A 13,891-nucleotide genomic window follows, 5' to 3' on the forward strand; every position below is an offset into this window, starting at 1 on the left:
CGGAGATCATGCTCGAATAAATGAGACGGAGCGGGATGACGATTCGAAGAACGTCATCGCGCTCTATCGCCACTCGACCTTGGTGATCTCGTAGGCCTTGGCGCCGCCGGGAGCCACGACCTCCACGGTCGAGCCCTTCTTCTTGCCGATCAGGGCGCGAGCCAGCGGCGAGGTGATAGAGATGCGGCCCTTCTTGGCGTCGGCTTCCGGCTCGCCGACGATCTGCCACACCGCTTTCTTTTCGGTGTCCTCGTCGACCAACGTGACGGTCGCGCCGAACTTGACGGTGTCGCCGGACAGCTTCGAGATGTCGATGATGTCGGCGCGCGCGAGCTTGTCCTCGAGCTCGGCGATGCGGCCTTCGTTGTGCGACTGCTCTTCCTTGGCCGCGTGATATTCCGCGTTCTCGGAGAGGTCGCCATGCGAGCGCGCCTCGGCGATATGCTCGATGATGCGCGGACGCTCCACCGACTGGCGCTGCTTCAATTCGACCTCCAGGGCGGCATACCCGCTAGCAGTCATCGGAACCTTGTCCATCATCTCTTTCCGTCCTTCCCTCGTGCGAGCCGCCAGAAGCTAGCGCGCACGAGCTACGCTTACGATTTCGATCAGGCCCTTGAGCTCGACACACACGAACCCGCCGGCCTATTGATGTTAGGCCCCGTTAGGGGCCTTACAACATCCAAACGGGCGGTGGGTTCCAGCCATGCCGGCTTTGTTGCCGATCGTTTCGCGGGCATTTTCGCCCGCCGAACGATCAGTTTTCGGAAAAATAGCTCTGTAGCGTGCGGACCTCAAGGTCCCCGCCCAGATAGGCGCGGATGCCCTGGGCGGCGGCCACAGCACCTGAAAGAGTGGTGTAATACGGCACTTTATGCAAGAGGGCAGCCCGCCGCAGCGAACGGCTGTCGGCCAGCGCCTGCGGCCCTTCGGTGGTATTGAAAACGAGCTGAATGTCGCCATTGGTGATGGCGTCGACGATGTGCGGCCGCCCTTCCAGCACCTTGTTGACTTTTTCGGTCGGAATGCCCTTGTCGGCGAGGAAGCGCTGGGTGCCCGAGGTGGCCATCACCTTGAAGCCGAGCGAGTGCAAGAGCCGGACCGCCTCGGCGATACGAGTCTTGTCGATCTCGCGCACCGAGACGAAGACGGTGCCCTTGCGCGGCACGCGGGTGCCGCCGCCGAGTTGGCTTTTTGCGAACGCCACCTCGAACGAGCGGTCGATGCCCATCACCTCGCCGGTCGAGCGCATCTCCGGACCGAGCACGGTATCGACGCCGGGGAAGCGCGCGAACGGGAAGACGGACTCTTTGACGCCGACATGGCCGAGTTGCTTCTTCTTCAGCTTGAAATCGGCAAGCTTCTCGCCGGCCATGATTCGTGCCGCGATCTTCGCCACCGGCGTGCCGATGACCTTGGCGACGAACGGCACGGTGCGCGAGGCCCGCGGATTGACCTCGAGCACGTAGATCTCGCCGTCCTTGATCGCATATTGCACGTTCATCAGCCCGACCACGTCGAGGCCAAGCGCGAGCTCGCGGGTTTGCCGCTCGAGCTCCTCGATCATCTTCGCATCCAGCGAATGCGGCGGCAGCGAGCAGGCGGAATCGCCGGAGTGAATGCCGGCTTCCTCGATATGCTCCATGATGCCGACGATGAAGGTGTCCTTGCCGTCGCACAGGCAGTCGACGTCGATCTCGGTGGCATCAGACAAATAGCGGTCGAACAGCAGCGGGTTCTTGCCGAGCACGGTGTTGATCTGCCCGGTCTTGTCGTTGGGGTAGCGCGCCTTCACGTCAGCCGGCACCAGCTCGGGTAACGTCCCGAGCAGGTAATCGTCGAGCTGGGTTTCCTCGCGGATGATCTGCATCGCGCGGCCGCCCAGCACGTAGGAGGGGCGCACCACCAGCGGCAGGCCGAGATCGGCCGACACCAGCCGCGCCTGCTCGACCGAATAGGCGATGCCGTTCTTCGGTTGCTTTAACTTCAGCTTGTCGAGAACGCGCTTGAAACGGTCGCGGTCCTCGGCGAGGTCGATGGCGTCGGGCGAGGTGCCAAGGATCGGCACGTCGGCGGCTTCCAGCGCGCGCGCCAACTTCAGTGGGGTCTGGCCGCCGAATTGCACGATGACGCCGTGCAGCGTGCCGTTCTGGCGCTCGGTGGCGACGATTTCCAGAACGTCCTCGGCAGTGAGCGGCTCGAAATATAGCCGGTCGGCGGTGTCGTAGTCGGTCGACACCGTCTCCGGATTGCAGTTGATCATGATGGTTTCATACCCGGCATCGTCGAGCGCGAAGCAGGCGTGGCAGCAGCAATAGTCGAATTCGATGCCCTGGCCGATCCGGTTCGGGCCACCGCCGAGAATAATGACCTTCTTGCGGTCGGAGGGAGCGCTCTCATCGGCCAGCGCGCCCGCAAACGGCGCTTCATAGCTCGAGTACATGTAGGCGGTGGGAGAGGCGAATTCGGCGGCGCAGGTGTCGATGCGCTTGAAAACGGGGCGTACGCCGAGCGCGTGACGCTTCGCGGTGATCTCGGCTTCGGTGGACTCGGACAGCACGGCGAGCCGCGCGTCGGAAAAGCCCATCGCCTTCAGCATGCGCATGCCATAGCCGTTCGGCGGCAGGCCGTGCCTCCTGATCTTGGTTTCCATGTCGATGATGCCGCGCATCTCGGCGAGGAACCACGGATCGATCTTGCAGGAATTGAAGATCTCGTCGTTCGACCAGCCGAGTCGCATCGCCTGCGCCACCTGCAGGATGCGGTTCGGCGTCGGCGTGCCCAACGCGGCGCGGATCGCGTTTTTGTCGTCGCCGCGGCCGAGCCCCTCGATCTCGATCTCGTCAAGCCCGGTCAGTCCGGTCTCGAGCCCGCGCAATGCCTTCTGCAGGCTCTCCTGAAACGTGCGGCCGATCGCCATCACTTCGCCGACCGACTTCATCGAGGTCGTCAGCGTGGTGGACGCGCCGGGAAACTTTTCGAACGCAAAGCGGGGGACTTTGGTCACGACATAGTCGATGGTCGGCTCGAACGAGGCGGGCGTCGCGCCGCCGGTGATGTCGTTGGCGATTTCATCGAGCGTGTAGCCGACCGCGAGCTTGGCGGCGACTTTTGCGATCGGAAAGCCGGTGGCTTTTGATGCGAGCGCCGAGGAGCGCGACACGCGCGGGTTCATCTCGATCACCACCATGCGGCCGTCGTCGGGATTGACGCCGAACTGCACGTTGGATCCGCCGGTCTCCACGCCAATTTCGCGCAGCACCGCGATCGAGGCATCGCGCATGATCTGGTATTCTTTGTCGGTCAGCGTCAGCGCCGGCGCCACGGTGATGGAATCGCCGGTGTGCACGCCCATCGGATCGAGGTTCTCGATCGAGCAGACGATGATGCAATTGTCCTTCTTGTCGCGCACCACCTCCATCTCGAACTCTTTCCAGCCGAGCACGGATTCCTCGATCAGCACTTCGTTGGTCGGGGAGGCGTCGAGGCCGCGTTCGATGATGTCGAGGAATTCCTCCTTGTTGTAGGCGATGCCGCCGCCGGTGCCGCCCATGGTGAAGGAGGGGCGGATGATCGCCGGCAGCCCGATTTCGGACAGCGCCATCAGCGCCTCGCCGAGCGCATGCTCCTGGTAACGCTTGCGGCGTTCGTTTTCGCCAAGCGTCCATTGCCGTTCGAGCTCATCCAGCGCGTCACCGGATAGCTTCTCGCGTTCGGCGAGGTATTTGTCGCGATAGGACTTTTTCAGCGCCGAGGCATTGGCGAGCCGCGATTTCGGCGTCTGAAGACCGATCTTCTCCATCGCGTTGCGGAAAAGCTGGCGGTCCTCGGCCTTGTCGATGGCGTCAGCGGTGGCGCCGATCATCTCGACGTCGAACTTGTCGAGGGTGCCCTGACGGCGCAGCGACAGCGCACAGTTCAGCGCGGTCTGGCCGCCCATGGTCGGCAACAGCGCAAAGCCGCCGGGGATGACGTAGCGCTCCTTCTCGATGATCTTGGCGACGATTTCGGGCGTGATCGGCTCGATATAGGTCGCGTCAGCCAATTCCGGATCGGTCATGATGGTGGCCGGATTGGAATTGACGAGGACGATACGGTAGCCCTCTTCTTTCAGCGTCTTCACCGCCTGGGTGCCGGAATAATCGAATTCGCAGGCTTGGCCGATCACGATGGGACCAGCGCCGATGATCAGGATGGTGGAGATATCTGTTCTTTTGGGCATCAGCTCTCAGACTGGATTTTGGGCACAAAAAAAGGGCGCGCAGCCGCGCGTCCCCTAAGCCAAGAGCGCGGGTCACCCTCGCGCGCGGGTGGTCTTTAGACCAGATTCCGCACCCGCGAAACCCCCAAAAACCGGCCATCAACCGTCATTTTGGGAGAAATCGAAGGGTATCTGTCGAGGCCCGCCTGCGCTCTTCGAGCTATGGGTGGGGCCGGTCCGTCTACGCTTTCGCTTTGCTCAAGCTACGCCGGACACGCTTTACCCCGCCGGTCTCCTGCGTGGCTGCGCCACGCGTAGCCGTCAGGGCGAAGCATGGAGGCCCGGCCTGGATTTGAACCAGGATAAAGAGCATTGCACTGCTCCCGCGTCGACGCTTCCGCCACCGGGCCGTGGCAATCATTGCCCATCAGGGTGCGGTGAACCATCCTTACCGTGCCTTAGGGTTAACAACCTTAACGCGCGTGGAACTCAACTGTGTTGGAATGCGTGCCGCGCGACGAACGTCATCCGCCACGGGTTGTGGCCGATGTTCTGATGCGCGCGCGAGGCGGTGAAGCCGGCGGCGGCGAGCTTCTCAATCATCTCGTCTTCGCTGTAGCGCTGCAGCCCGACGCGCGTGCGTAGCTGCCGATAGTCCGACAGCGCCGTGCTCGCGAGGCCGTACAGGGCGTCTTTCAGGAAGCCGTGGGAGGCGGCGAATTTCAGAAGTGCCAGCACGTCCCTAGCCATGCCGACTTCCGGCCGCAGGATGTCGCCGAGCACGAGGCGGCCCTTGGGCTTCAGCAACCGGCGAATGACGCCAAGCGCCGAATCCAGTTCCCCTGGCGTCATGTATTGCGCGACCGAATTCATGACGACGAGATCGACCGAGTTTTCCGCCATTCGCGTGAGATCCTCGAGCGAGCGCACGCGGATCTTGGTGTTTGGCGCAAAACGCGCGATCAGCCGGCCGCGAACGCCGGGCGCGGGTTCGGCCAGATAGAGTTTTGCGCAGGCATCCGCCACCTTGGCAGCCGACAGCGCTTCGCCGCAGGCATAGTCCAGCACGACGGCGTCGGGCGAAGCGATATAGCCGATGATATCGCGCGCGATGATCTGGAAATGCAGGTCGCGATGCAGCTTGCTCGCATAAATCGTATGCGTGGAATCGTAGTAGTCGATCCATTCGTCCATCGCAGTCGGGTCCGGCAAAACTGGGGGTTCCGGCAACGGAACCGTTACTTAGGTGGGGCGTTAGACGGCCCGGCGTTCCCTGCCAATGCCGTCGTGCCCAATTCCTAACAGGAAGGTTCAACGTGAGCAAAACCAGCAATAAATCCGATAAGGTATCTTCCAACCTCGATACGCCGACCGACCTGCCGCTGGCCGCCGTAGACAAGATCTCGGCCTCGCTCAATACGCTGCTGGCGGACGCATTTGCGCTCTATCTGAAGACCAAGAACTTCCACTGGCACGTCAGCGGCCGTCATTTCCGCGACTATCACCTCATGCTGGACGAGCAGTCGGAAGCGATCTTCGCCACCACCGACCAACTCGCTGAACGGGTGCGCAAACTTGGCGGCGCCACGCTACGCTCGATCGGACAGATTGCCAAGCTGCAGACCATCAAGGACAACAACGAAGACTACGTGCCGCCGCGCGAAATGCTGCGCGAGCTGATGGAAGACAACAAGCATGTGGCGGCGGCGATGCGCAAGGCGCACAAGCTCGCCGATGAGCACGAGGATTCCGGCACTGCGGGCCTGCTTGAGACCTTCATCGACGAGACCGAGCGCCGCACCTGGTTCCTGTTCGAGGCCAGCCGCCAGGAAGGCGCCAACGTGGCGTGAGCGGTTGGAGTAAAGGCGGGTTAGCGGAAGCGCAACCCGTCATGTCCTGCGTGGATTACGCTGTGCTAGTCCACCCTCCGACTTCTTCGGGTGCCGCAGCGGCAGTTACAAAAAACGGGCGCGCACAAATGTCCCGATTGCCAGGCGCCGATAAAAGGCGCCCCGTCTCATCGCGTGCCGCGCTTCCACAACCGGACCAGCGGCCCGTCTTCGCCCAGCACCGGATCGGTCTTCGGCAGCTTCACTTCCGGGATCGTCTTCAGCGCCCTGGCGTGGTTCTCCGGCGTCGGGCGCGTGATCTGCATCGGCGGTCCCGGCGGATAGGCGCCGACGACGCAAAAATCGGGGCTGGCGGACACGCATTGATGCCCGGTGCCGGCGGGAAGGATCGCGACATCGCCGGGCGTGATTTCGAGCTCCTTGCCGCGGTTGCCGCCGAAGCGGACGCGCGCACGACCGCGGGCAACGCCAAGCGCCTCATGCACCGTGGCGTGGTAGTGCACATAGTCGTAGATGCCGTTGCGCCACATCGCACCCCAGCCATTGGCGCCGAACAGCGCCTCGATGGTCTTTTCCGGGTGATCGTTTCCGGGTGATCGTTGGCTATATAGACCGCGCCCTTGTAAACCAGCAACGGCAGGGGATTGTTGGGCACGAGGCCGTCATCCTCGAACACGAAGGTGAGCGGCTCAATATCGGCGCTGACGACGGACATTGTTGATCTCCGCGAGTGGCAGCAACCACTAGACCCTCATGGTGAGGAGGCGCGCAGCGCCGTCTCGAATCACGAGGCCCGTGGCCCATCCTTCGAGACGCCGCTACGCGGCTCCTCAGGATGAGGTCTGAGTAACATCCTACAACTTCAAACCGCCCTCCGCGCCTCACGTTCCCTTGGAATCTCGAAAACCAGACACGTCGTCGTCGCATGCGCGAGCAGGCGGCCGTTGGCGTCGGTGATCCGCGCCTCGGCGGTGGCGGCGCGGCGGCCGACATTGAGCGTCTTGCCCTCGGTGCGGACAGGCCCGGTATCCTTTGTCATGCCCTTGATGAAAGAGATCTTGAATTCCAGCGTGGTGTAGCCGGTGCCGGCGGGAAGGGCGGTATGCACCGCAAGGCCCATCGCGGAATCCAGCAGGATCGCGGCATAACCGCCATGCACCGAGCCGATCGGATTGTAGTGCCGAAAGCCGGGCACGCTGTAGAACACCACATGTCCCTTCTCGGCGGTGGAATCGAACGGCTCGACGTTCTGCATGATCGGTGGTGTCGGCAGCTTGCCGTTGAAAATGCCGCGCACGAAGTCGAGGCCGGACATCGAGGCCATGACGTCGGTCGGCGCTACGCCGTATTCGACCTGCGGGGCGACGGGATCGTCGTCCATGGAGTTGGCTCCTGATTTCGATGATGAGTATCATATTAACCGGTGCCGATGCCCGCAACCATCGTGTCCCGGACGCGGTGCAGCGTGCAACGCTGCTCCGCAGAGCCGGGACCCATTGGCTGGGCTGGGATGGAGCGTGGGCCCGGATCAGCAGCGCACCGCTTCGCGCTGCGCAGCATCCGGGGCACGAGAGCGCGCCTTACGCCCGCTTCTTCGCCCGCATCAGATCCGCAAACCGCTTGAACAGGTAATGCGAGTCGCGCGGCCCCGGCGAGGCTTCCGGGTGATACTGCACGGAGAATACCGGCTTGCCCTTGAGCTCGATGCCGCAATTGGAGCCGTCGAACAGCGAGATGTGGGTCTGCATCGCGCCCTCCGGCAGCGTAGCCTGGTCGACGGCAAAGCCGTGGTTCATCGAAGTAATCTCCACCTTGCCGGTGGTCTCGTCTTTGACCGGATGATTGGCGCCGTGATGGCCCTGATGCATCTTCTTGGTCTTGGCGCCGACGGCCAGGCCCAGCATCTGATGACCCAAGCAAATACCGAACGTCGGCGTGCCGGACTGGATCACCTGCTGAATCACGGGCACCGCATATTTGCCGGTCGCGGCCGGGTCACCCGGGCCGTTGGAAAGAAACACGCCGTCCGGCTTCATCGCCAGAATGTCTTCGGCCGAGGTCGTCGCCGGCACCACCGTGACCTTGCAGCCTTCACCGGCCAAGAGCCGCAAAATGTTGCGCTTGATGCCGTAGTCGATCGCGACCACGTTGAACTCAGGTTCGGTCTGCCGGCCAAAGCCCTTCTGCCAGGCCCACGGCGTCTCATCCCAGGTGAAGCGCTGGCCCGACGTCACCATCGGCACCAGATCCATGCCTTCCAGGCCGGGCCATTCGCGCGCCTCTTCCTTCAGGCCGTGCAGGTCGAACACCCCGTTCTTGGCGTGCGCAATCACCGCGTTCGGCATGCCCTTTGAGCGGATCAGCGCAGTCAGCGCCCTGGTATCGATGCCGGACAGCCCGATGATGCCGCGGGCGCGCAGCCACTGGTCGAGGTGCCGCGTGGCGCGGTAGTTCGAGGGATCAGTGATAGCCGTGCGCAGGATAACGCCGCGCGCGCCCGGCGTCGCCGCCATGTTCACCGTCTCGATGTCTTCGTCGTTGGTGCCGACATTGCCGATATGCGGGAAGGTGAAGGTGATGAGCTGCCCGGCATAGGAGGGATCGGTGAGGATCTCCTCATAACCGGTCATCGCGGTGTTGAAGCAGACTTCGCCGACGGCATGGCCTTCCGCGCCGAGGCCAAAGCCCTCCAGCACGGTACCATCGGCAAGCACGAGGAGCGCGGTCGGTTTCTGGTCCGGCCAGGCTGAAGCATTTTCAGATGTTGTCATGAGCGCACTTCATAGTCGCAAGCGCCCCCGCCCGTCAAAGCCGGACGGCCAAGAAAGCGGGGGATTCACATGCGTTTGCCGCATATTTGACAGCCGGTTCCGCCGTGTCAGCCGTTTTCGGCCAAATCCGGCCGAAGCGGGAGGACATTCGGTGCCGATGCTCCCCGTCTCCGGCGCGTCGGCCCTCGCGGATCGCACCGGAATGCCAGTGGCGCGGCCGGCGCAGCCCCTATATAGACGCGGAATCTTCCGACCAAGCGCCTTCCGGCGGCACCATTCTCAGTGAGGCGACCATGCTGCGCGACCAAATCAATAATGCGGTCAAGGACGCCATGAGGGCGAAGGACGAGCGCAAGCTCTCCACGCTGCGCATGGTCAATTCGACCATCAAGAACGCCGACATCGACGCGCGCGGGCAGGGCAAGCCGCCGCTCTCCGATGCGGACGTGCTCGGCGTGCTGCAGAAGATGATCAAGCAGCGTCAGGAATCGGTCGAGCTCTACGACAAGGGCGGCCGCGCCGAGCTCGCCGCGCAGGAGCGCGAGGAGATCGCCGTGATCTCGGCCTATCTGCCGAAGCAGATGTCGGACGACGAGGTGAAGGCCGCGATCTCGGCCGTCATCGCCGAGACCGGCGCCGCCGGCATGAAGGACATGGGCAAGGTGATCGGCGTGCTGCGCGCGAAGTTTGCCGGGCAGATGGATTTCGGCAAGGCGAGCGGTTTGGTGAAGACGGCGCTGACGGGATAAATTTTTCGTGCCCGGGAACCTTCGCGCTGATGAAACATCGAATGAGTTCAAGCTCGGAGTGGTGACGTAGCGCAACGCGAGCGGAGGAAGGCATGGCTGATCAGCAAGCGCCACCCGCCGGTCCCGATCTATCAAAGGGCGTAACCCCGTCGGAATTCGCGGGCCAGATGTTGCTCGGCCATGTCGGCGACGATGAAGTCTTGCTGGTGCGTTCGGGATCGGAAATTTTCGCGATCGGTGCGCATTGCACCCATTATCACGGGCCGCTGGCAGAGGGTCTCGTCACCGGCGAGGGCATCCGGTGCCCCTGGCATCATGCTTGTTTCGATTTGCGCACCGGCGAAGCCGTCCGGGCACCGGCGCTCAGCCCGGTCGCAGTCTGGAAGGTCGAGCAGCAAGACGGTCGCATCTTCGTTCGGGAAAAGCGCGAGCAGCCCAAGCCGCAGGTAATGGGCGTCACCGATGCGCCCGAAAGAATCGTGATCGTCGGCGGTGGCGCGGCGGGTTTTGCCGCCGCCGAGATGCTGCGGCGGCAGGATTATCGCGGCAGCATCGTGATGCTGAGCCATGAGGCCGCGGCACCGGTGGATCGGCCGAACCTGTCAAAAGACTATCTCGCCGGCAGCGCGCCGGAGGACTGGGTGCCGCTACGGCCGGATGAGTTCTACGCCGAAGCGAAGGTCGACCTGCGGCTCAACACCGAGGTCACGTCAATCGACGCTGGCGCACGCCATGTCGTCACATCAGGCGGCGAGACCATTCCCTATGACCGCTTGCTGCTGGCGACCGGTGCGGAGCCGGTGCGCCTGCCGATACCTGGCGCGGACCAGCCCCATGTTCACGTCTTGCGCTCGCTGGCCGATTCCCGCGCCATCATTGCAATGGCCGGAGGCTCGCGGCGCGCCGTCGTGATCGGCGCGAGCTTCATCGGGCTCGAAGTCGCGGCGTCGCTGCGCGCCAGAAATATCGAGGTCCATGTCGTAGGCCTCGAGCAGCGGCCGATGGAGCGCGTGCTGGGGCCCGAGATGGGCGACTTCGTCCGCGCTCTGCATGAAGAGCACGGCGTCATCTTCCATCTCGGCGATACCGTAACCGAGATCGACGGCAAACGCGCGACGCTGAAAAGCGGCGGCGCGATCGAGGCCGATATCGTGGTGGTCGGCGTCGGCGTGCGTCCGCGCCTTGAATTGGTCGAGAAGGCGGGGCTGGCAATCGATCGGGGCGTCACCGTCAACGCCTATCTGGAAACCAGCGTCCCCGGCATCTATGCCGCGGGCGATATCGCGCGCTGGCCCGATCCGCATTCTCTTGAGACCATTCGCGTCGAACATTGGGTGGTGGCCGAGCGTCAGGGCCAGACCGCCGCGCGAAACATGCTCGGAGCGCGCGTGCCGTTCCATGCGGTGCCGTTTTTCTGGAGCCAGCACTACGATGTGCCGATCAATTATGTCGGTTACGCCGAGAAATGGGACGAAATCACCGTAGACGGCGACATCCCCGGCAAGGATTGCCTGCTGCAGTACAAGAGCAAGGGCCGCGTGCTGGCCGTCGCCTCGATCTATCGGGACATCGCAAGCCTCGAGGCAGAGCTTGCGATGGAGAAGGCGCGGGCGTCTTAAGTCAGGCCACAAAACGTAGCCTCCGCGTCATGCCCGGGCTTGTCCCCGGCATCCACGTCTTTAAACTCGCGGCAAGCAAGAAGGGTGGATGGCCGGGATGAAGCCCGGCCATGACGAGAGGAAACAACCAAGGCCATGCTCACCGAAGCCTCCACCTACGACGAGCTCTACCGCGACTTCCGCTGGGACATTCCTGCTCGCTTCAATATGGCGACCGCATGCTGCGACCGGCATGCGGATGGTTCAGGCCGGTTGGCGCTGATCTATGTCGACGAGGGCGGCGCCACGACGCGTACCTCGTTTGACCTGGTCGCCGAGCAGTCGCGCCGTTTTGCCAACGTCCTGAAAGCCGACGGCCTGTCGTGCGGCGACCGCGTCGCGGTGTTTCTGTCGCAATCGCTTGAATTGCCGATCGCGCATTTCGCCGCGTTTCGCTCAGGCATGATCTCGATCCCGCTGTTTGCGCTGTTCGGCGAGGACGCGCTGGAGTTCCGTCTGTCGAATTCCGAGGCCAAGGCTGTTGTTACCGACGAGAGCGGCTGGGAGAAGCTCGCGAAAATACGCGATCGCCTTCCTGCGCTGTCAAACATCTACGTGATTGGCGACCGCGCGCCCGCCGGCACAAAGCCGTTCTGGTCCTCGCTGAAGGCCGCGTCGCCGGATTTTGCGACCGTCGACACCGCGGCCGACGATCCCGCCCTGATCATCTACACCTCCGGCACCACAGGCAATCCGAAGGGCGCGCTGCACGCGCATCGCGTCGTGCTCGGCCATCTTCCGAACGTCGAGATGTGCCACAATTTCTTGCCGCGGCCCGGCGACCTGATGTGGACACCAGCCGACTGGGCCTGGATCGGCGGGCTGATCAACGGCCTGCTGGCGTTCTGGTATCACGGCATTCCGCTCGTCGGCCATCGCGCCCGCAAATTCGAGCCGCAGGCGGCGATGGCGATGATGGCCGACCTAGGCATCCGCAACACGTTCCTGCCGCCGACCGCGCTGAAGCTGATGCGGCAGGCCGGTGTGAAGAATTCCGGCGTAAGACTGCGCAGCATTTTCACCGGCGGTGAATCGCTCGGCGGCGAATTGCTCGGCTGGGTGCGCGAAACCTTCGGCATCGACGCGCATGAAGTGTTCGGCCAGACCGAATGCAACCTCGTGATCGGCAGCAATTCGAACCTGTTTCCGATCCGTCCCGGCTCGATGGGCAAGGCGACGCCGGGCTTCGACGTCCGCATCGTCAACGATCGCGGCGAGGAATTGCCTAGAGGTGCGCGCGGCATCATCGGCGTGCGCCAGCCCTGTCCCTGCACCATGATCGAATACTGGAAGAATCCGGAAGCGACTGCGAAGAAATATGCCGGCGAATTTTTGCTGACCGGCGATCTCGGCGTGCAGGATGAGGACGGCTATTTCTGGTACGTCAGCCGCGAGGACGACGTGATTACCACCGCCGGTTATCGCGTCGGCCCGTCGGAAATTGAACATACGCTGATGAAGCATCCGGCGGTGGCGATGTCGGCGGTGGTCGGCATACCCGATCCGATCCGCACCGAATCCATCAAGGCCTGGATCGTGCTGCGCCCGGGCTTTGCCGCGAGCGATGAACTGGCGCGCGAGATCCAGGAGTTCGTCAAAGTACAGCTCGCCGCCCACGAATACCCGCGCTTCGTGCAGTTCGCCGAAACGCTGCCGATGACGGCCACGGGAAAGGTGCTGCGGCGCGAGTTGCGGGCGCTGGGATAGGGCTCTTCGGTCAATTCGACGCGGTAGAAAAATGCAAAAGAAAACTTCTCACGCCGCGGGCCTGCACCGCGCCTCGCTCAAGAAGCTCCATGATTTGGATGCGGCGCTGGAGCTTATGTATTATGGCTGGCGCGGGATGACGCTCTCGGCCGACCAGTATCTTGCCACGCTTGGCCTGTCGCGCCCGCACCATCGCATTCTCTATGTGGTTGCGCGACAGCCCGACATCTCGATCGGGTCGCTGATCGAAATCCTCGGCATATCCAAGCAAGCCGTGAACCGGCCGCTTAGCCTGTTGCTGCAGCGTAAACTTCTGACGTCGAAGCGGTCGCCCGAGCAGCATCGCTCCAAATTATTGCTGCTGACGGAAGCCGGTCGGCGCATTGAGCAACGGGCATCTGGCTACGAGCGCAAGGTCCTACGCGAGGCGTTTGATCGTGTCGGGCCGCCGGGCGCTGCCGCCTGGATGACCGTCATGGGGGTCATTGCTGACAACAATTAATAGCCTGTCAGGTCAACTTTATTGACGTGAGAGTCGCCCTGTGTCATCTCTTCCCGGCAATTGCACCGAGGGAGGGCGCGAGCATGACTGGACAGACAATGGACCGCGCGGCGGCCGGACGCTTTGTCGAGACGTGGTGCGCGAACTGGCGCAAGGTCGATATCGACGCGGTCGTTTCGCACTTCGCCGAAAACGCCGAGATGCGCAGCCCGCTGGCGCTCAAATTGATGGATTCCCCGGTAGTCGCTGGCGCCGAGAACATCCGTGCCTACTGGCAGAGGGCTTACGGTGGCATCGAGAGCGCAGACCTGAGAATCCTGAACTGGAGCTGGGACGATACAATCGCGCGCCTGACGGTGTGGTGGCAGCTGGGCGACGCGCGCGCCAGCGAGTTCATGGACTTCGACGGTGCTGGCCGTGTGGTGCGCAGCGAGGCCTTTTACGGAAAGTAGC

General features: G+C 63.1%; 11 protein-coding genes, 1 tRNA gene and 1 pseudogene. 6 read left to right on the plus strand and 7 right to left on the minus strand.

Annotated features, from left to right (window positions below):
• Nucleotides 1-63: 63 nt before the first annotated feature.
• From greA to RX328_RS05755, 4 genes are all read right to left on the minus strand, one after another.
• Nucleotides 64-537: a transcription elongation factor GreA gene (gene greA, locus RX328_RS05740; RefSeq protein ID WP_141686413.1), complete on the minus strand. Its 474-nt coding sequence runs from the start codon at nt 535-537 to the stop codon at nt 64-66.
• Nucleotides 538-757: 220 nt separating this feature from the next.
• On the minus strand, nt 758-4,222 hold the full coding sequence (gene carB / locus RX328_RS05745; RefSeq protein ID WP_213254142.1) for a carbamoyl-phosphate synthase large subunit: 3,465 nt from the start codon (nt 4,220-4,222) through the stop codon (nt 758-760).
• 313 nt (nt 4,223-4,535) lie between these two features.
• Nucleotides 4,536-4,611 (minus strand) — tRNA-OTHER (locus RX328_RS05750).
• A 79-nt stretch (nt 4,612-4,690) separates the two neighbouring features.
• Complete coding sequence (locus tag RX328_RS05755) at nt 4,691-5,395, minus strand: class I SAM-dependent methyltransferase (RefSeq protein WP_213254141.1); 705 nt, start codon at nt 5,393-5,395, stop codon at nt 4,691-4,693.
• A gap of 122 nt (nt 5,396-5,517) precedes the next feature.
• On the opposite strand from RX328_RS05755, the gene RX328_RS05760 reads away from it, so the two are divergent.
• A complete protein-coding gene (locus RX328_RS05760) occupies nt 5,518-6,051 on the plus strand; it encodes a Dps family protein (protein ID WP_213254140.1) in 534 nt (177 codons plus the stop codon).
• 167 nt (nt 6,052-6,218) lie between these two features.
• Here the strand turns inward: RX328_RS05760 and RX328_RS05765 are convergent.
• From RX328_RS05765 to carA, 3 genes and pseudogenes are all read right to left on the minus strand, one after another.
• A pseudogene (locus RX328_RS05765) lies at nt 6,219-6,766 on the minus strand (cupin domain-containing protein).
• A gap of 147 nt (nt 6,767-6,913) precedes the next feature.
• Nucleotides 6,914-7,432: a PaaI family thioesterase gene (locus RX328_RS05770; protein WP_213254139.1), complete on the minus strand. Its 519-nt coding sequence runs from the start codon at nt 7,430-7,432 to the stop codon at nt 6,914-6,916.
• 199 nt (nt 7,433-7,631) lie between these two features.
• Nucleotides 7,632-8,822: a glutamine-hydrolyzing carbamoyl-phosphate synthase small subunit gene (gene carA, locus RX328_RS05775; protein ID WP_213254138.1), complete on the minus strand. Its 1,191-nt coding sequence runs from the start codon at nt 8,820-8,822 to the stop codon at nt 7,632-7,634.
• 293 nt (nt 8,823-9,115) lie between these two features.
• Here carA and RX328_RS05780 point away from each other — a divergent pair, with 293 nt between their 5' ends.
• The 5 genes from RX328_RS05780 (at nt 9,116) to RX328_RS05800 (ending at nt 13,890) form a co-directional block, all read left to right on the plus strand.
• On the plus strand, nt 9,116-9,571 hold the full coding sequence (locus RX328_RS05780) for a GatB/YqeY domain-containing protein (RefSeq protein WP_213254137.1): 456 nt from the start codon (nt 9,116-9,118) through the stop codon (nt 9,569-9,571).
• Nucleotides 9,572-9,663: 92 nt separating this feature from the next.
• The gene (locus RX328_RS05785; RefSeq protein WP_213254136.1) at nt 9,664-11,190 is read left to right on the plus strand and encodes an FAD-dependent oxidoreductase; all 1,527 of its coding nucleotides are present in this window, start codon (nt 9,664-9,666) and stop codon (nt 11,188-11,190) included.
• Between the two features lie 135 nt (nt 11,191-11,325).
• A complete protein-coding gene (locus tag RX328_RS05790) occupies nt 11,326-12,936 on the plus strand; it encodes an acyl-CoA synthetase (RefSeq protein WP_213254135.1) in 1,611 nt (536 codons plus the stop codon).
• Nucleotides 12,937-12,967: 31 nt separating this feature from the next.
• On the plus strand, nt 12,968-13,438 hold the full coding sequence (locus tag RX328_RS05795; protein WP_213254134.1) for a MarR family winged helix-turn-helix transcriptional regulator: 471 nt from the start codon (nt 12,968-12,970) through the stop codon (nt 13,436-13,438).
• Nucleotides 13,439-13,521: 83 nt separating this feature from the next.
• Nucleotides 13,522-13,890 carry a nuclear transport factor 2 family protein gene (locus RX328_RS05800; protein WP_213254133.1) on the plus strand — a complete coding sequence of 123 codons (369 nt, stop codon included), beginning with the start codon at nt 13,522-13,524 and terminating at the stop codon, nt 13,888-13,890.
• The last annotated feature ends 1 nt before the right edge of the window (nt 13,891 follow it).

The organism is Bradyrhizobium sp. sBnM-33 (genome assembly GCF_032917945.1).
Lineage (GTDB): Bacteria > Pseudomonadota > Alphaproteobacteria > Rhizobiales > Xanthobacteraceae > Bradyrhizobium.